This is a genomic window from Streptomyces sp. Mut1 (assembly GCF_030719295.1).
Taxonomy (GTDB): domain Bacteria; phylum Actinomycetota; class Actinomycetes; order Streptomycetales; family Streptomycetaceae; genus Streptomyces; species Streptomyces castrisilvae.
This window is the reverse complement of sequence record NZ_CP120997.1, coordinates 4,682,043-4,697,595: the sequence shown is the minus strand read 5'-3', so window position 1 is coordinate 4,697,595 and position 15,553 is coordinate 4,682,043. Positions and strand designations below refer to the sequence as shown.

Sequence of the window (15,553 nt, the reverse complement as noted above, 5' to 3'; positions counted from 1 at the left end):
GTGTTGGCCCGCAGGGTTCACGGTCGGGCTCGGCGGGCGCGGGCCGCGAGGCGGTCGGCGAGGGCGATGACGAGATCGCGCAGTTCATCGGGGCGCTCGATGACGAACGGCCGGTCGAGTGCGGCGAGTACCGGAGGCAACCAGTCGAGCCGCTCCGCCCGCAGTTCGACGCGCAGCCAGCGCCCGGCCGCCCGGCCCCGGTCCGCCGCCGGCTCCGGCTCCGGCTCTTGCTCCGACCCCGCCCCCGACCCCGGCTCCTGCTCCTGCTCCTGCTCCTGCTCCTGCTCCTGCTCCTGCTCCCGCTCGTACAGGCTCGCGACACTGGCGGGAAGGTGGGCGCGGATCTGCTCGACCGTCCCGTGGATCCGCAAGGTCACCTCATGCCGGTACTCGGCCGTGGCGAACCCCGACAGCACGCGCTGCGCCGGACCGGGGCCGGCCGGTTCTTCGAATGAGCCGGGCTGCGTCCGTGCGTCCGCGATGCGGTCGAGCCGGAAGGTCCGGTCCTCGCCGATCCGGGCGTCCTTGCCCGTGACGTACCACCGGCCGGCATGGGCGACGATCCCGTACGCGTGCAGGATGCGTTCGGTCTGCCGTCCGTCGCGGTCGGTGTAGCGGATCGAGACCGGCCGGCGGTGGCGCACCGCGTCGGCCAACCTCGTCAACTTCTTCACCCCCGTCACCCCGGCAGCCGTGGAGAAGTTCGCACGCGGAGGCAAGGCGTAGCCGCCCACGCGGGGCTGCTAGGACCTGTCGTCGCGACGAGTCGGACAGGCCCTAGCGGGCCGCGCAGGCGGGGAAGTCGAGCCGCCCGAGCTCCGGCTCGGGCCAGTCCGCCCCCGCGTACAAGTCGGCGTCGTCGTCGCTCACGGAGATCCCGTCACCGTGCTGACGGCCGACATGGCGGGCGGCCATGCCGTCCCCTTCCGACTGGGAGACCTGAAGCTCAGCGCGGCCGTCGTGGTCGGTGTCGGTGGTCCACACCCCGTACACGAACGCCGACCACCCTATGCGGATGGGGCCGGTCCGGTCGCTGCTCAGGTCGCGGGCGAGGGGCCCGTAGCGCACCTCGTGCACCAGCATGCTGTCCCGCGGGCTGTCGCCCTCGTCGCGCTGGCTGTAGAAGAGCGCCAGATCGAGGTACCCGTCACCGTCGAAGTCGCCGAAGGTCCCCCGCGTCGCCATGTCCTCCTTCGGTGCGCCGCGCAGCTTCGGCCAGAACCCGCGGGCGTCGTCGACGCGGACAGTGGTGAGGTCACCGCCCCTCCGGAAGACCACCGAGCCGGCGCCCTCGCGGTTCAGGCCGCGGATCTCGTCCGGGCGCCCGTCGGCGTCCACGTCGGCGCGCAGCGCGGTGCTGCCGATGGCGCATATGGGCATGGGCGCGTGGCCGCCCGGTTGGAGCCCCGCGCCCAGAAGAGGCCACACCCCTCCGACGATCACGGCGAGTCCGGCCCCGGCAGCCGTGGCCAACCGCCGCCTGCGGTCGCGCTGCCGCTGTCGTAGCAGCGACAACTCCTCGGCGAGCGTGCGTTTCTTCGGAACAGCGGACGGAGACATGGCCGAACCCTAGTGGCCGACGCCGAAGGCCCTTCGGGGGCGACCGCACCCCCACCGATGAGACATCAGGGGGTCGCGGCCGCCCCCGGACCGGCCACGGGCGGCTCCGCCGCCGCGCCGCCGCGCACGGAGTCCGCTTGGATGCCGTCGGGCTGAAGGAGCCCGGTGAGTACGCGGGTGAGGATGCGGGCCAGGAGCGAGTCCGGGGAGTCCTCGGCCTCGGGCGGCTGCCCGATCAGGGCGGCGGCGAGGTGCGGGTGGTGGCCCGCCATGGCGACCTGGGTGAGGTATTCCGCCTCGGCCTGCTGCCACTGCGGGATGGTCTGCCCGGCGAGCTGCTGGGTCACCTCGGCGCGGGTCAGAGTGGAGACGACGGCGCTGAGGACGGCGATGGCCTCCAGTTTGGTCCGGGGACTGGCGTCGAGGCCGGCGAGCGCGGCCAGGGCATGTTCCAGGTAGGTGACCGTGTGCGGCCCCATCGGGGTCCTGGTCGCGGTCGCGTCGAGCAGCCATGGGTGCGCGAGGTAGACGCCCCTGCTCTGCCGGGCCAGGGCGAGCAGGTCGTCGAGCCAGTGTCCGGAGCCGAGCCCGGCGTAGGAGATCTCGCCGTTGACCTGGTCGATCATCAATTCGAGCAGTTCGTCGCGGGTGGCCACGTACCGGTAGAGGGACGCCGGTCCGGCCCCGAGGGCGACCGCCACGGCCCGCATGGTGACGGCGGGCAGGCCGTCCGCGTCGGCCAGGGCGACCCCGGCGGCGGCGATGCGGTCGCGGTCGAACGTGGGCGCCGGACCGCGTCCGGCACGTGCGGGGCGCAGCCAGATGCTGCGGGCGGACGGCTCGGTCATGACCCCTCCTTTTCTGCGAACGACGTATGCAGTATCTTAGGCCACATGCACTGCGAACAACGATCGCAGTAAGGCAGTAAGTGAAAGGGAGCCGACATGCCCCAGCCGCAGCAGGAGTGGACGCCGACCCGGTACGCGCACAACGGCGACGTGCGCGTGGCCTTCGACCAACTGAATGGCTCCGAGGGGGAACCGCTGCTGCTCATCATGGGCTTGGCCGTCGCCCGGTTCTGGTGGCCGGCCGGACTGTGCCGGGCCTTCGCGGACGCCGGGTTCGCCGTGGCCCGCTACGACCAGCGCGACGCCGGCGAGTCGACCCGGATGCCGGACACCGCCACCACCAACCCCTTCAAGGCCCTGTTCGGCAAGCGCGGGGACGCCTACACCTCCGAGGACATGACCGACGACGCCATCGCCGTGATGGACGAACTCGGCTGGGAGCGAGCGCACGTCTTCGGCCATTCGCTGGGCGGCGCGATCGCCCAGCGGATCGCGCTGCGACACCCCCACCGGGTGCTCAGCGTCACCTCCTCGGCGGCCCTGCCCAGCGACACCTCCGGTCCGGGGGTCCTGCGCTACCTGCGTTTCGGCCTGCTCGCCAAGCTCGCCCGGACCAAGTTCCCCGAGGGACGCGAGGGCGAAATCGAGGCCGCCCTCGCCGTCTGGCGCGGCGTCGCCTCCCCCGGCTACCCCTTCGACGAGGCCGCCGCCCGCGCCTGGGTCGAGGCCGACGTGGACAGCGGCCCGCGCGACACCAAGGCGCAGAGCCGCCAGATCGGAGCCCAGTGGCACGGCCCCAGGCTCAAGGAGCTACGCAGCCCCGCCCTGGTCCTGCACGGCGAGCAGGACCCGATCCTGCGTGTCGGCGCGGGCCGCGCCACCGCCCGCGCCATCGCCGGCGCCCGCCTGGTGACCTACCCGGGCGTCGGCCACGACCTCCCCGCCGCCCTGTGGACCGACATCGCCCACCAGGTCGGCGACCTGGCGGCCCGCCAGTCGCGGCCGGACAGTGCGGGCGTGTCCGGAGGGCCACCGGGCGAGTAACGGCCCGGTGCGCTCCGGGGCCGGGGGCACGGTGGCCGGCCTGCCGGATCGTTGGGGCGCCGGCCTCGACCCCGACAGGACGCCACCCGCCGTGACTCGCCCCTCCCCAGGCCGCCGGCCGGCCGCGCGTGGCCCGCTTCGTGGATGGGCATACATCCTCAGCGGCGAGGAGGTGCCCGTGAGCGGGAGTACGAGCGAGCGCGAGCAGATCATCGAGGTCATCGGCCTCAGGATGAGGGAGTACGAGTCCCTGCGGTCCGAGGTCGTCCAGCGGATCGGGGCGCGGCAGCAGTTGGCCGGGTACGCGGGCGCGGCCACCGCCATCGCGGCCACGCTCGGCAGTGGCCTCGGCCTCTGGCGGGTCCTGGTCGTCGGGCTCGTCCTCCTCATCGCGTACCTGTATCTGCGGGACAGCAACGACGGCATCCAGCGGCTGGGCTCGCACCTGCGGCTCATCGAGGACGACGTCAACGATCTGTCGCGCCAGGTCTACGGGCGGCCCATCCTCACCTGGGAGTCCAGCCGGCAGACCGAGCGCAACAGCGAGAAGGGGTTCTGGAAGGCCCTCGGGCGCTTCGGCGGCTGGCATCGTGCCGAGCCGGTCCGGGTGCCGGAGCCGAGGACGGAACCCGAAGGGTAGAGCGGGCTTCGAACTCCGCCTCGAACCGGCCGGGTTGTGTTTCTGACGGCGTTCGAACAGCGCCGGGACCGCCTCATGGCCGTGCCTATCATTCTGTCCATGAGCCAGTTGCTGAGCCTGGAAGCCCCGGACCACGCGCGCCCGGTGCGGCTGCGGACCGGGCGGGGCGTCTTCGCCGCGCTGGACGTCCCGCCCACCGGACCGTCGTCCCCGGTGCGGGGCACCGCGCTGCTCGTCCCGGGTTTCATGGGCAGCAAGGAGGACTTCCTCCCCATGCTGCCCGCGCTCAGCGCCGGCGGCGTACGCGTCGTGGCCGTCGACTGCCGGGGCCAGTACGAGACGGGCGACGCCTCGCCCGCCCCCTCGTACGCCCGTGACGACCTCGCCGCCGATCTCGTCGCCGTCACCCGCGCGCTGGACGCGGGCCCCGTCCATCTCCTGGGTCATTCCTACGGCGGCAGCCTCGTCCGCGCGGCCGCCATCGCGACCGGGGGAGACCCGGGCCTCTGGGCGTCGGCGACGCTCATGAACTTCGGGCCCGCCGGCGTCTCCCCCTGGCAGCAGGAACGGCTCAACCTCCTCCTGTCCGTCATCGGCTCGATGCCCCTGGCCGAGATGTGGCCCTTCGTCCGCACCAAGGACACGACGACTCCCCCGGACGTCGAACGCTTCCTCGAACTGCGGTGGCTGGCCAACAGCCCGAGCCAACTCGCCGCCCTCGCCCGCCACATGCTGGACGAGACGGACACCACCGAAGCGCTGGCCGGGACGGGCGTTCCCCTCTCGGTGGTCTCCGGTACCCCCGACGAGACCTGGGCCCCCGACGCCGTCGAGCGCATGGCCCACCGGCTGGGCGCCGCGTTCGTCCGGATCGAGGGCGGCGGCCACTCCCCCAACGTCCACCGCCCCGCCGAGGCCGCCTCCGCGCTCCTCGACTTCTGGCTGACCCGGCAAGGGGCGGCTGTCGCCTGACCGATCTCCCGGGCATCGTGGCGGTCGAGTTCCTGACCGGTGAACAGGCGGGCCCGGGTCGAAGGTGAGACCCACGGGGGGAGGGCCCGTGGCCGGGGCAGACCTTTGACCGCTTCGCTCAGGCGGAAAGTTCTGCGACGCCGAGGGCGAAGTCCAAGCCCCCCACCCCGTGGTTCGCGAGGCCCACCGTGATCAGGCCCGCCCCTTCCAGCCAGTGCGCCATCTTCAGGCCGCCGACGTCCAGCGGGCGCATCCCCAGGCTTTCGACGAACGCCTCCACACGTGCCTTGGCCTGGGCGTTGTCGCCGGCGATGAAGATGTCGGGCCGACCCTTCTCCAGGACATGGCGGAAGACGGTGTTGAACGCCTTCACCACGTCGGCGCCGGCCGGGGCCGCCTTGGCGGCTTCCTGCGCGATCGAGGTCTCCTCACGGTGGGCCAGCCCGTCGAACGTGGGGTTGAAGGGGTTGCTGATGTCGACGATGACCTTGCCCGCGAGAGCGTCTCCGTAGTGGGCGACGACCGGCACGACACCGTCGTGCAACAGGGCCACGATGACGATGTCCCCGGCCGGGGTCGCGCCCCATTCCCCCTGCGAGGCGCCGTCGCCGAGAGCCTTGGCCAGCTCGGCAGCCTTGGACCGGTCGCGGCCCATGATCTCGACGGTGTTGCCGCCCGCTATCGCCCGCGCGCCGATGGTGCGGGCCATGTTCCCGGTGCCGATGACGCTGATGCTGATGCTGCTCATGAGATGTCCTGTCCTGGTTGTGGTGGTTCGGTTCAGAGGGCGGTGGTGCCGCCGTCCGCGACGAGTTCCATGCCGTTGACGTAGCTGGAGTCGTCGGAGGCGAGGAAGAGGGCGGCGGTGGCGATTTCATCGGGGCGGCCCATCTGGCCGCGGGGGATGAGGGACTCGAACTGGCGCTTGGTGGCCTCGTCGAAGAGTTCCGCCTGCTTGGCGGTGGCGACCTGGCCGGGGGTCAGGACGTTGACGCGGATGCGGCGGTCCTTGAGCTCGTTGAGCCAGACGCGTGCCCATGCCTGCTGGACGGCCTTGCTGCCGGCGTAGACGCTCCAGCCGGGGAAGGCGCCGAGGGAGGCGTTGGAACCGGTCATGAGGATGGAGCCGCCGTCGTTGAGGAGCGGCAGGGCCTTTTGGACGGTGAACAGGGTGCCGCGGGCGTTGAGCCCGAACCAGGTGTCGAACTGGGCCTCGGTGATCTCGCCGAGCGGGGCGGGCTCGCCTCCGCCGGCACTGGCCCACAGCACGTCGAGGCTTCCCTTCTCCCGCTTGACGGTGTCGTACAGCCGGTCCAGGTCGTCCAGGTCGGCGGCGTCGCCCTGGACGCCGGTGACGTTGCGGCCGATCTGCTTCACGGCCTCGTCCAGGGCGTCCTGGCGACGGCCGGTGATGAAGACATGTGCTCCCTCTTCTACGAACAGCTTCGCGCCTGCCAGCGCCATGCCAGAGGTGCCGCCGGTGATGACCGCGACCTTGCCGTCGAGCTTTCCCATGATCATTCCCTTGGGTCGGTGGTGCCGGGTGTGCCTGGGACGACGGGTTAAGTACACCGCCTCGTGTACTTAACGTACGGCGAGCGCGGCCGGGACGCAAACTATGTACACCGGTCGTTACCCACCTGCGGTACGCTGGGCCCATGACGGAGTTGGAGAAAGGCCCCACGGGTCGCCGCCGCGGCCGGGGCGCCCGCGAGCGCATCCTCAGCGCGTCCCAGCGGCTGTTCCGCGAGCAGGGCATCAACCGCACCGGCATGGAACAGCTGTGCGCGGCGGCCGAGGTGTCCAAGCGCACGGCCTACCAGCACTTCTCCAGCAAGGACGAACTCGTCGCCGAGTACCTGCGCCGGTTCGACCCCACAGTCCTGTCCGGCGTGCTCGACCACGCCGACCTCACACCCCGCGAACGGCTCCTCGCCGCCTTCGAGATCCCCCCCACCACACCGCTGTGCCCCTATATCGCCGCTGCCGTCGAACTCCACGACCCCCAGCACCCCGCGTCCCAGTACGCGCGCGACTACAAGAACGCCGTCGCCGCGCGGCTCGCCGACACCGCCCGCGAAGCCGGCGCCGCCGACCCCGAACGGCTCGGCGAGCAGCTCGCGCTGCTCCTCGACGGCGCCGCGGCCCGTACGCGGGTCCTCGACGCCGACGCCTTCCCCACCGCCGCCGCCATCGCCGCCGCCCTCATCGACAACGCCATCGCCGCCACAGACAGCGATGAGCACTGACGGCGACGGAAGGACGCGTCGAGTCGATGTGACACCTCGCGGCCGGGCCGGGCGCGAGGGCACAGGGCGGACGGTGAAGTCGGGTTACTCCCTGCCGGACGATGTGCGTGACCTCGCCCCACGCGCGTTGGCACCTCCCGGAGCGGAATCTTGAAGCCCTGCGTCCGCGCTCCGGACAGAGACGGAGGGTGCCGGGCCCGCAGGCGGGGGCGGCCGGCGCGACGCGGTGGAGCGGTCGCCGCATTTCATCCGGAGCAGGGCCGTGAACGGCTGGTGGGGCGCTGAGCGGGTCGGCACGTGAGCGCCCACGTGAGCCGGGGGAACCGGGCCCGTAGCCGCACCTCCGCCGCACCTGCGGCGAGTACGATCCGCAACCGCCACGGCGTCACGGCTGCGGCTCCCCGCACTCCGCGTGCTGTGCGTGCTCCGCGGCGATGTGGCGCCGGCGCAGCACCCGGCAGTCCGTTTCCCGGCTGCCGTCCCGTTCACTCCGGGCGACGGCCTCTTCGAGGTCGAACTCCTGACACGTACGGCATTCGGTTGCCCGCGGGTCTTCCTGGCCCTGGCCGCTCATGCCACCTCACCCCGGCTCCGGGCGTTCTCCCGCGCGGTCCTGGCCCCGAGCCGCTCGGCGGGCGTCGCCGCCCGCGTGTACTCGGGCAGCACCTCCCACTCGGCCCCGCCCTTCGCGGGCCGGAGCATCCAGTAGGGGCCGGCGACCCCTCGGAACTCCCCGACGCGGATACGGTCCCGCCGGCTGACGTCTGCGACGAGTGCGCCGGGGGCGGGGAGTTGGGTTTGCAGGGCGCCCTGACCGGGCGGTGGAGCCTTCTCTGCGGACACGACCGCTCCTCTCCGTAGTCATTCCACTACCAAGCGGACTCAGCGTGGCCTAGAGTCAATAACCGTTCAACGTGTCAGTTCCGAACGAAAGGTCGGTGACGCCCCTTGAACCGCAAGGAGTTGGAGCCCGACAGCAGCCCTCAGGCCGCCTTCGGCGCGCGCCTCCGCAGCCTGCGTGAGGCCCGGGGATGGAAGCAGGAGGACGTCGCCGAACACACGGGCTACTCCAGCACCCACATCTCGGCCGTGGAAACCGGGCGCAAAAATCCAACCCTCCGTTTCGCACGCCAAGCTGACAGGGCGTTCGGCATTGAGGAGACCGCTGACACGTTCGAGCGCGAGTGGCGGGAGATCAAGCACGGCTCGCTTCTGGAGGGCTTCCCCCAGTACGTCGGATACGAGGGCCGGGCGGTCGAACTCCGCCTGTACGAGATCGGGATCATCCCGGGCCTGCTGCAAACCCCGGACTACGCACGGGTGCTGGCCGAAAGCGCGGTGCGGCGTGGGGCGATCGCGCAGGAGCAAGCGGACGAACGCGTCTCGGTCCTGGCGGAACGGCAGGCGGCCCTCGTGCGCGCCAAGCCGCCCATGCTGTTCGTCACCATGGACGAAAGCTGCGTCCGCCGCCCCGTGGGCGGCCCGGAAGTCATGGACGCCCAGCTGGAACGGCTGATCGAGGTCGCCGAGATGCCCAACACCCTGCTTCAGATCGCCCCGTACGAGATAGGGGAACGGCGCACGTTCGACCTGCCCGTTACCCTCCTGACTCTTCCGGACCGGTCCGTCGTCTGTTACGCCGAGTCCCAGGCTCAAGGCCACCTGGACCGAGAAAGCACGTCGGTGCTTCCCATGCTGACGGCATACCATCAGCTACAGGCCGAGTCGCTGTCTCAATCAGCATCCGTAGCCATGATCAGGCAACTGCGAAAGGGCACATCGTGACGACCGAATCCCCCCGCTGGTACACCTCCTCGTACAGCAACAACGGCGGCCAGTGCGTCCAGGTCGCCACCAACCTCGCCGCCACCACCGGCCTGGTCCCCGTCCGCGACTCCAAGAACCCCGCCGGCCCCACCCTGGGCCTCCACGCCGACGCGTTCGCCACCTTCGTGGACGGCGTCAGGCGCGGCGGGTTCGACACCGTCTGATCTCCGTGACCGAACAGCCCGAGCCGACCCTCTGGGTCACTACCGACACCTGCGGCCTCGGCCCCTACCGTGCCGACCTGGTCGAGACGTACTGGTGGTGGGAGCAGGAGCCGACCCTGATGGTCGGCTACGGGCGTCAGGCGCCGGAGTCGGTGGAGGCCCGTGCCGAGGGCATGGCCCATCAGCTCCGGGGGGCGAACCTGCGCTTCACGGTCTACGACCTTGCTGAAAGCGCGCCCGTGCCGGTCGGGGTGAGCACGTTGTTGCCGGACGAGGCCGTCCGTACTGCCGAGTTCGTCATCATGCTCGGCAAGGATGCCCGTGGCCGGGGGCTCGGGACGGAAGCGACCCGGCTGACGCTCGACTACGGCTTTCACGTGGCCAATCTCCGCGCGGTCTGGCTGAAGGTGCTGGCGCCCAACATTGCCGCGATCCGCGCGTACGAGAAGGCCGGGTTCCGGAGCGCCGGCCGACTGCGGGAGGCGGGGTACTGGCTCGGGGAGACGTGTGACGAGTTGGTCTTCGACGCCCTCGCGAAGGAGTTCGCCGGGCCCTCCGCGGTGAAGGCCCTCTTCGGCACTGCCTGACACCGGCGAGAGGTGTAGCGGGGCCCCGCTCAGGTCCAGGGCCTCAGACGCGCTCGACGTACGGGGCGCGCCAGTCGGGCGACGGGTCCGTGCCCAGCTCCGTCCAGTATTCGCGGCCGTTGGTGATCAGGCCGTTGTGAACGGTCCAGAAGGATGCCACCCGGTGGACGCCCATCGTGTCGTGCGGGACCTCCACCTCGCTGACCACCTCGTCCCCCGACGCCACGATGCGCAGGACCTTGATCGACCAGCCCTCCGGGTACTCCGCGTTGACGCGCACGTAGTTGTCGCGGCCGAGGATGCGTTCGCCGCTGACCGGCCACTCCACCACCACGTCCTGCGCGAGGAGGCGGCCGAGGCCCGGCCAGTCGCGGTCCTGCATGCGGTCCCAGAGCAGCTGGACGGTCTCGGAAGGTTCCATGGCCGTATCCTGCACCGCGCCACTGACAGGGCCCCCTCCCTTACCGGACGTCCCCGCCCCGCCACAACTCCGGCAGGGCTCCGGCAGCCACCGCCTACGCTGGATTCCATGCCCATCCCACCCGCATATGCGCTCGTCGCCACCGACCTGGACGGCACCCTGCTGCGCGGCGACGACACCGTCGGCCCCCGCACCCGCGCCGCGCTCGGTCTGGTCCGGGACGCCGGGGCCCGGCATCTGGTGGTCACCGGGCGGCCGGTGCCCGGGGTGCGGGAGCTGCTGGCGGGGCTCGGGTATCAGGGGCTCGCCGTCTGCGGGCAGGGGACTCAGGTGTACGACGCCGGGGCCGGGCGTACCGTCCGGGTGGTCACGCTCGACGCGGAGGCGGCCGACGCGGCGCTCGGGAAGATCGAGGCGCAGGTGGGGCAGGTCTTCGCGGCCGTCGATCAGGACGGGGCCCATGGGCGGACCCTGATCGAGCCCGGGTACCGGATGCCGCACGCCACGCTGCCCGCCCAGCGCACCCGGCACCGGGACGAGCTGTGGGCGGAGCCGGTCATCAAGGTGCTCATCCGGCACCCGGAGCTGAGTGACGAGGCGCTGGCCGCCGAGGCTCGGGCGGTCGTCGGGGACCTCGCCACCGTGACGCACTCCGGGCCCGGGACCGTCGAGCTCCAGCCGTACGGGGTCGACAAGGGCGCCGGGATCGCGCTGGCCGCCGAGGAGATGGGGGTGGACCCGCGCGCGTCGATCGCCTTCGGGGACATGCCCAACGACCTGCCGATGTTCCGCAGCTGCGGCTACGGCGTCGCGATGGGCAACGCCCACCCCACGCTGCGCGCGGTGGCCGACGAGGTGACCCTGTCCAACGAGGACGACGGGATAGCGGTCGTCCTGGAGCGGGTCTTCGGCTGACCCGCCCCGCCCTGTCAGCCCGCCGCCGCCCCCAGCGACCGCAGTACGTGGTCGACCAGCTTCGCCACCGCGGCCTCGTCCTGCATCGGCTTGCGCAGCAGATGGCGGTAGTACACGGGGCCGTAGAGCATCTCCACCGCGAGGTGCAGGTCGGCGTCCGGGGGGATCTGGCCCTGGGTCTGGGCGCTACGCAGGCGGTCGACCGCCTCCTGGACGCGGGGTTCGATCAGCTGGGTGCGTACCGTTTCGGCCAGCTCGTCGTCGTGGTGGACCTCGGAGAGTATCCCCGCGTACGCCGGGCCGAAGGGGGGTACGGCGAGGACGGCGACCGCGCCCGAGATATGGGTGCGCAGGTCCTCGGCGATGTCCCCGGTGTCGGTGAAGGGGGTCGCCGTCACCAGCATCTCCGTGAACGCTTCGAGCAGCACCGCGCTCTTCGACGGCCACCAGCGGTAGATCGTCTTCTTGCTGACACCCGCCCGCGCCGCGATCGCCTCGATCGTGACCCGGCCGTAGCCCCTCTCCGTGCACAGGTCCAGTGCGGCGTCCAGGGTCGCTCTGCGTGAGCTCTCGCTCCGGCGCATTGAGCTGGGCGATGAACTCGGCGATGTGTTCATTCGGTGAGCATAGGTCTGTTCGAGCCAATCCTTGTTGACAGTCCGTCGCTCGAAGTCGAACAATGCTCAGGCGGAAACGGAACGTACCGTGTCGGCTCGTTCCCTCGCTTTTCGCACCGTTCGTGCCGTTCGTGCCGCGACGAGCCGATCGGGGGACGGCTCGCCGGCCGACGGTACGGCCGCCGTTCTCGTATCAGCCCGTTCCCGTATCACGCGGTGATGTCCTTCGCCGTGAAGCGTGCCCAGGCCGCCGAGCCGAACACCGCCGCGTACAACGCCTGGAGCTCCAGGTTCTTCAGTACCTCGTCCCAGTAGACGGGTGTGCGCAGCAGGTCCGCGAAGGACAGCCAGTAGTGCGGGAAGAGGTAGGGGTGGACCCCGCTCAGCTGGGGAATGGTGTCCACGATCTGTACGGTGATGAGCACCCCGACCGTCGCCGCCATGGCCGCGATCCCGCTGTTGGTGAGCGTCGAGACGAAGAGGCCGAGCGCCGCGAAACCGGTCAGGGACGCGGCGACGAACACCGCGACGAGCCCCGCCCTCAGCAGCCCCTCGCCGAAGCCGATCGTGGTCCCGGAGATCGTCGTGACCTCGCCCAGGGGGAACAGCAGCGCGCCGACCGCCAGCGCTGACGCGGCCACGACGAGCGTCGCGACCAGGCAGAAGCCCAGCGTTGCGGCGTACTTGGCGAGGAGCAGCCGAGTCCGGCCGGCCGGGGCGACCAGCAGATAGCGCAGCGTGCCCGCGTTGGCCTCGCCCGCCACGGCGTCGCCCGCAATGACGCCGACCGCCATGGGCAGGAAGACGGGCAGGGTCGCGGCGAGGGAGGCGAAGACCAGGAAGAGGCCGTTGTTGGTCACCTGGGACAGGAACGCCGGGCCGCCCTCCCCGCCGCCCGGACCGGCCGACGAGCCGTCGGCCGTCTCGATGCGGACCGCGATCCCGATCAGTACGGGGACGGCGGCCAGCACCCCGAGCAGGGCGAGCGTGCGCCAGCGGCGCAGGGTGGTGGTCAGTTCGGAGCGGAGGATGCCGAACGTCCACAGGGGGTTGCGTCCCGCGCCCACGGTTTCAGCCTGCGACATCAAATCCCTCTCCCGTCAGAGCCACGAACGCGTCCTCCAGCGACGCCCGTTCGACGCCGAACGCGCGCACCCGGACGCCTTCCCGTACCAATGCCGCCGTGAGGTCGGCGAGTTCGGCCGTGGCCGGCGGGGCCTCGGCGCGTACCCGGTCGCCGTCCAGCGTGATGCCGGTGAGCCCGTGCTCCTTCAGTACGCGCGCGGCGTCGGCCGGGTCCGGGGTGGTGACCGCGAGACGGCCGCCGGTGCCCGCGGCGAGGCCGGTGACGGGGCCCTGGGTGAGGAGCCGGCCCCGGGCCATCACCGCGGCGTGCGTGCAGACCTGCTCGATCTCGTCCAGGAGGTGCGAGGAGAGGAACACGGTCGTGCCGTCCGCCGCCAGTTCGCGGACCAGGGCGCGGATCTCGCGCATGCCCTGCGGGTCCAGGCCGTTGGTCGGCTCGTCCAGGACGAGGAGCCTGCGGGGTCTGAGCAGGGCGGCGGCCAGGCCCAGTCGCTGTTTCATGCCCAGCGAGTAGGCGCGGGCCTTCTTGCCGGCCGCCGGGGCGAGCCCGACCCGTTCCAGGGCGTCGCCGACGCGGGCGGTGCGGGTGCGCGGGTCGGCGGTGGGGTCGGCCCGGTCGTAGCGCACGAGGTTGTCCCGGCCGCTCAGGAACCCGTACAGCGCGGGGCCCTCGATCAGCGCGCCGACCTGCGGGAGCACCGTGCGCGACGCGTCCGGCATGGGGCGGCCGAGGACGCTCGCGGTGCCGGAGGTCGGGGCGATCAGGCCCATGAGCATGCGGATGGTGGTGGTCTTGCCCGAGCCGTTGGGCCCGAGGAAGCCAAAGACGCTGCCGGCGGGGACGGTGAGGTCGAGCCCGTCCACGGCGAGCTGACCGCCCCGGAAGCGCTTGGTCAGCCCCCGCGTCTCGATCACGGCCGGCTCGGTCACCCGTGGCTCGGTCTCGGGCGCCTCGATCACGGCCGGCTCGGGCACCCGTGGCTCCGTGGTGGGCGGCTCGGTCTCGGGCTCTGCGCCGGGCCCTGTCATGTGTGCTCCCCCTCGGTCGCGGTGCGGACGGCGGCGGTCGCGGTCCCGGGCACGGGCCCGCCTCGTACGGGCGATGGTCGCCCATCGCGCCCGCCCCGCCGTGCAGGGCGCGCACGGCGGGGCGGGTGAGGTGCGGTACGGCGTGGTGTCAGCCCGCGTTGTTCGCGGCCTCGACCAGCGCGTCCTTGGTGACCGCGCCCACGTAGACCCGGCCGTCGTCCGTCATCAGGGCGTTGACCAGGCGGGTCTTGAAGACCGTGCCCGAGCCGAACTTGCCGGTGACCTTGTCGCCGAGCGCGTCCATGAACTGCTGGGCCTCGGCCGGCAGCTCGTCCGACGCCTCGGAGGGAAGGGCCGCGCCGCCGGGGGTCTTGATCTCGGCGATGCTGTTCCAGCCCTCGCCGATCACGTTGAGCCCCTCGAAGGCACCCAGGTCGCCCTTGGCCTCCTCGATCGCCTTGTGGGCCTCCTTCTCGTGGCCCCCGGCCCGCTCCGCCTCGTCGGCCTCGGTGACCTTCGCGCCCTTGGGCGGGGTGAAGGTGAACGAGGAGGCGGCGGGCTTCGCGAAGTCGACCGAGGTGAACCCGGCGTCGACCGCCGCCTTGCCGCCGCTGCTGGGCTGGAGCGTGAACTTGAGCGGGACGCCGTTCTCCGCGTCCACGGCGACGGTGATGGAGCCGATCGTGGAGCCGCTCTGCTCCGGCTTGAGGACCAGGCGGTACGCGTCACGTCCGGCGACCCGGGCGGTGCCGTCGACCGTGACGGACGTGTTGCCGTCGGCGGCCTTCAGCGCCTGCTCGGCCAGGGCCTTCGGGGTGGTGGGCATGCCGTCGGGGAGTGCCTGGTCCTTGCCCCGGGCGGACTTGTCGTGGGCGGACTGCTTGCCCTCGGCGTCGGCGTGGTACGCCTCGTTGGACGCGCTGTCGTAGGCCCAGACCTCGTCGCCGTTGTGGATCAGGCTGTACTCGGACGCCTTGTCCAGGATGGCGAGGCGCTGCTTGTCGGGGCCGTCCACGGCGACCCGCAGGGTGTGCGTGCCGGAGACCAGCTCGGTGAGCTTGGCCTGCGGGTCGGCGCCGGAGCCGTCCTTGCCGCCCGTGTCCGGGATCAGGGAGCCGGCCAGGCCGCCCAGGGACGGGATGCCGAGGTCCGTGCTGATCTTCACCGTGCCGGAGAGCTGCTGCGTGTCCGACGCGGCGATCTTCTCGATGAGTTCCTGGGCGGTGATCTTCGGCAGATCGGGGTCGCCCGAGCTGGCGAGCGCCGGGACCAGGCCGATCGTCGCGGCCGCCACCCCCGCCACCGCTACGGGGACGATGTAGCGCGCCGCCTTGCGGCGGCCGGCGCTCCCCCGAGCGGCCGTGCCGTTGGTCTCCGCGCTGTCGTTCGGTGCCATGTGTGCCCTACCTCCGTGGTCGGCGGCTTCCGTCGGGATGCACTCGTCCACTCCGTGCCGCCATTCTCACCCGTTTTGGTCAGGAGTGGTTGTTCTCCATCTGACCAAATCGGGCGGCCACAGGCGTCAACCCCCGGGAGCAACTGCGCGTACCTCTTCGGTATGACCCCGAGGCGCCATTTCTCCGCCGTCCAGTAG

At 71.6% G+C, this 15,553-nt stretch carries 19 protein-coding genes and 1 pseudogene; 8 read left to right on the top strand and 12 right to left on the bottom strand.

Annotation, left to right across the window (positions count from 1 at the left end; all coding sequences use genetic code 11):
* Window positions 1-17: 17 nt before the first annotated feature.
* The 3 genes and pseudogenes from P8A18_RS20400 to P8A18_RS20390 all read right to left on the bottom strand — a co-directional run.
* Window positions 18-665 (bottom strand): annotated as a pseudogene (locus P8A18_RS20400) (WYL domain-containing protein); the annotation flags it as partial.
* Between the two features lie 112 nt (window positions 666-777).
* Window positions 778-1,560: a hypothetical protein gene (locus P8A18_RS20395; protein WP_306056452.1), complete on the bottom strand. Its 783-nt coding sequence runs from the start codon at window positions 1,558-1,560 to the stop codon at window positions 778-780.
* A gap of 65 nt (window positions 1,561-1,625) precedes the next feature.
* On the bottom strand, window positions 1,626-2,408 hold the full coding sequence (locus P8A18_RS20390) for a TetR/AcrR family transcriptional regulator (RefSeq protein ID WP_306056450.1): 783 nt from the start codon (window positions 2,406-2,408) through the stop codon (window positions 1,626-1,628).
* A 96-nt stretch (window positions 2,409-2,504) separates the two neighbouring features.
* Here P8A18_RS20390 and P8A18_RS20385 point away from each other — a divergent pair, with 96 nt between their 5' ends.
* The 3 genes from P8A18_RS20385 (at window position 2,505) to P8A18_RS20375 (ending at window position 5,064) form a co-directional block, all read left to right on the top strand.
* Complete coding sequence (locus P8A18_RS20385; protein ID WP_306056448.1) at window positions 2,505-3,452, top strand: alpha/beta fold hydrolase; 948 nt, start codon at window positions 2,505-2,507, stop codon at window positions 3,450-3,452.
* 178 nt (window positions 3,453-3,630) lie between these two features.
* Entirely contained in the window at window positions 3,631-4,092 is a 462-nt protein-coding gene (locus P8A18_RS20380; RefSeq protein WP_306056447.1) for a hypothetical protein, read from the top strand.
* A gap of 99 nt (window positions 4,093-4,191) precedes the next feature.
* Entirely contained in the window at window positions 4,192-5,064 is an 873-nt protein-coding gene (locus tag P8A18_RS20375; RefSeq protein WP_306056445.1) for an alpha/beta fold hydrolase, read from the top strand.
* Window positions 5,065-5,182: 118 nt separating this feature from the next.
* On the opposite strand, the gene P8A18_RS20370 is transcribed toward P8A18_RS20375, so the two are convergent.
* Together P8A18_RS20370 and P8A18_RS20365 are read right to left on the bottom strand one after the other, a co-directional pair.
* Window positions 5,183-5,812 carry an NADPH-dependent F420 reductase gene (locus P8A18_RS20370; RefSeq protein WP_306056443.1) on the bottom strand — a complete coding sequence of 210 codons (630 nt, stop codon included), beginning with the start codon at window positions 5,810-5,812 and terminating at the stop codon, window positions 5,183-5,185.
* A gap of 32 nt (window positions 5,813-5,844) precedes the next feature.
* Window positions 5,845-6,579 (bottom strand): SDR family NAD(P)-dependent oxidoreductase, encoded by a 735-nt coding sequence (locus tag P8A18_RS20365; protein ID WP_306056442.1) that lies wholly within the window; start codon window positions 6,577-6,579, stop codon window positions 5,845-5,847.
* A 143-nt stretch (window positions 6,580-6,722) separates the two neighbouring features.
* On the opposite strand from P8A18_RS20365, the gene P8A18_RS20360 reads away from it, so the two are divergent.
* Complete coding sequence (locus tag P8A18_RS20360) at window positions 6,723-7,313, top strand: TetR/AcrR family transcriptional regulator (protein ID WP_306056440.1); 591 nt, start codon at window positions 6,723-6,725, stop codon at window positions 7,311-7,313.
* 385 nt (window positions 7,314-7,698) lie between these two features.
* On the opposite strand, the gene P8A18_RS20355 is transcribed toward P8A18_RS20360, so the two are convergent.
* Together P8A18_RS20355 and P8A18_RS20350 are read right to left on the bottom strand one after the other, a co-directional pair.
* Window positions 7,699-7,887, bottom strand: coding sequence for a hypothetical protein (locus P8A18_RS20355; RefSeq protein WP_306056438.1), 189 nt, complete (start codon window positions 7,885-7,887; stop codon window positions 7,699-7,701).
* A complete protein-coding gene (locus P8A18_RS20350; protein ID WP_306056436.1) occupies window positions 7,884-8,156 on the bottom strand; it encodes a hypothetical protein in 273 nt (90 codons plus the stop codon). The genes P8A18_RS20355 and P8A18_RS20350 overlap by 4 nt, the downstream gene beginning before the upstream one ends.
* A 105-nt stretch (window positions 8,157-8,261) precedes the next feature.
* Between P8A18_RS20350 and P8A18_RS20345 the strand changes: the two genes are divergently transcribed.
* From P8A18_RS20345 to P8A18_RS20335, 3 genes are read left to right on the top strand one after another with little or no spacing between them, the layout of a single operon-like run.
* Window positions 8,262-9,098, top strand: a complete 837-nt coding sequence (locus P8A18_RS20345; protein ID WP_306056435.1) for a helix-turn-helix domain-containing protein — start codon at window positions 8,262-8,264, stop codon at window positions 9,096-9,098.
* Window positions 9,095-9,304 carry a DUF397 domain-containing protein gene (locus P8A18_RS20340; protein WP_306056432.1) on the top strand — a complete coding sequence of 70 codons (210 nt, stop codon included), beginning with the start codon at window positions 9,095-9,097 and terminating at the stop codon, window positions 9,302-9,304. Before P8A18_RS20345 ends, P8A18_RS20340 begins: the two co-directional genes overlap by 4 nt.
* A 5-nt stretch (window positions 9,305-9,309) precedes the next feature.
* A complete protein-coding gene (locus P8A18_RS20335; protein WP_306056430.1) occupies window positions 9,310-9,891 on the top strand; it encodes a GNAT family N-acetyltransferase in 582 nt (193 codons plus the stop codon).
* A gap of 43 nt (window positions 9,892-9,934) precedes the next feature.
* Here the strand turns inward: P8A18_RS20335 and P8A18_RS20330 are convergent, their stop codons facing one another.
* Complete coding sequence (locus tag P8A18_RS20330; protein ID WP_306056428.1) at window positions 9,935-10,312, bottom strand: nuclear transport factor 2 family protein; 378 nt, start codon at window positions 10,310-10,312, stop codon at window positions 9,935-9,937.
* Window positions 10,313-10,420: 108 nt separating this feature from the next.
* On the opposite strand from P8A18_RS20330, the gene P8A18_RS20325 reads away from it, so the two are divergent.
* On the top strand, window positions 10,421-11,227 hold the full coding sequence (locus P8A18_RS20325) for an HAD family hydrolase (protein WP_306056427.1): 807 nt from the start codon (window positions 10,421-10,423) through the stop codon (window positions 11,225-11,227).
* Window positions 11,228-11,241: 14 nt separating this feature from the next.
* On the opposite strand, the gene P8A18_RS20320 is transcribed toward P8A18_RS20325, so the two are convergent.
* The 4 genes from P8A18_RS20320 to P8A18_RS20305 all read right to left on the bottom strand — a co-directional run bounded on the left by P8A18_RS20320 (window position 11,242) and on the right by P8A18_RS20305 (window position 15,355).
* Window positions 11,242-11,844 carry a TetR/AcrR family transcriptional regulator gene (locus P8A18_RS20320; protein ID WP_306056425.1) on the bottom strand — a complete coding sequence of 201 codons (603 nt, stop codon included), beginning with the start codon at window positions 11,842-11,844 and terminating at the stop codon, window positions 11,242-11,244.
* Between the two features lie 209 nt (window positions 11,845-12,053).
* Window positions 12,054-12,929 (bottom strand): ABC transporter permease, encoded by an 876-nt coding sequence (locus tag P8A18_RS20315; protein ID WP_306056423.1) that lies wholly within the window; start codon window positions 12,927-12,929, stop codon window positions 12,054-12,056.
* Window positions 12,916-13,959: an ABC transporter ATP-binding protein gene (locus P8A18_RS20310; RefSeq protein ID WP_306056421.1), complete on the bottom strand. Its 1,044-nt coding sequence runs from the start codon at window positions 13,957-13,959 to the stop codon at window positions 12,916-12,918. Before P8A18_RS20310 ends, P8A18_RS20315 begins: the two co-directional genes overlap by 14 nt.
* 148 nt (window positions 13,960-14,107) lie before the next feature.
* Window positions 14,108-15,355 carry a LolA family protein gene (locus P8A18_RS20305; RefSeq protein WP_306056419.1) on the bottom strand — a complete coding sequence of 416 codons (1,248 nt, stop codon included), beginning with the start codon at window positions 15,353-15,355 and terminating at the stop codon, window positions 14,108-14,110.
* Between the last annotated feature and the right edge of the window lie 198 nt (window positions 15,356-15,553).

What these genes read in the sequence shown, in the direction of transcription:
- P8A18_RS20395 (WP_306056452.1), bottom strand. Translation starts at nt 1,560, where the DNA reads ATGTCTCCGTCCGCTGTTCCGAAGAAACGCACGCTCGCCGAGGAGTTG.
- P8A18_RS20390 (WP_306056450.1), bottom strand. Translation starts at nt 2,408, where the DNA reads ATGACCGAGCCGTCCGCCCGCAGCATCTGGCTGCGCCCCGCACGTGCC.
- P8A18_RS20385 (WP_306056448.1), top strand. Translation starts at nt 2,505, where the DNA reads ATGCCCCAGCCGCAGCAGGAGTGGACGCCGACCCGGTACGCGCACAAC.
- P8A18_RS20375 (WP_306056445.1), top strand. Translation starts at nt 4,192, where the DNA reads ATGAGCCAGTTGCTGAGCCTGGAAGCCCCGGACCACGCGCGCCCGGTG.
- P8A18_RS20370 (WP_306056443.1), bottom strand. Translation starts at nt 5,812, where the DNA reads ATGAGCAGCATCAGCATCAGCGTCATCGGCACCGGGAACATGGCCCGC.
- P8A18_RS20365 (WP_306056442.1), bottom strand. Translation starts at nt 6,579, where the DNA reads ATGGGAAAGCTCGACGGCAAGGTCGCGGTCATCACCGGCGGCACCTCT.
- P8A18_RS20360 (WP_306056440.1), top strand. Translation starts at nt 6,723, where the DNA reads ATGACGGAGTTGGAGAAAGGCCCCACGGGTCGCCGCCGCGGCCGGGGC.
- P8A18_RS20355 (WP_306056438.1), bottom strand. Translation starts at nt 7,887, where the DNA reads ATGAGCGGCCAGGGCCAGGAAGACCCGCGGGCAACCGAATGCCGTACG.
- P8A18_RS20330 (WP_306056428.1), bottom strand. Translation starts at nt 10,312, where the DNA reads ATGGAACCTTCCGAGACCGTCCAGCTGCTCTGGGACCGCATGCAGGAC.
- P8A18_RS20325 (WP_306056427.1), top strand. Translation starts at nt 10,421, where the DNA reads ATGCCCATCCCACCCGCATATGCGCTCGTCGCCACCGACCTGGACGGC.
- P8A18_RS20320 (WP_306056425.1), bottom strand. Translation starts at nt 11,844, where the DNA reads ATGAACACATCGCCGAGTTCATCGCCCAGCTCAATGCGCCGGAGCGAG.
- P8A18_RS20315 (WP_306056423.1), bottom strand. Translation starts at nt 12,929, where the DNA reads ATGTCGCAGGCTGAAACCGTGGGCGCGGGACGCAACCCCCTGTGGACG.
- P8A18_RS20310 (WP_306056421.1), bottom strand. Translation starts at nt 13,959, where the DNA reads ATGACAGGGCCCGGCGCAGAGCCCGAGACCGAGCCGCCCACCACGGAG.
- P8A18_RS20305 (WP_306056419.1), bottom strand. Translation starts at nt 15,355, where the DNA reads ATGGCACCGAACGACAGCGCGGAGACCAACGGCACGGCCGCTCGGGGG.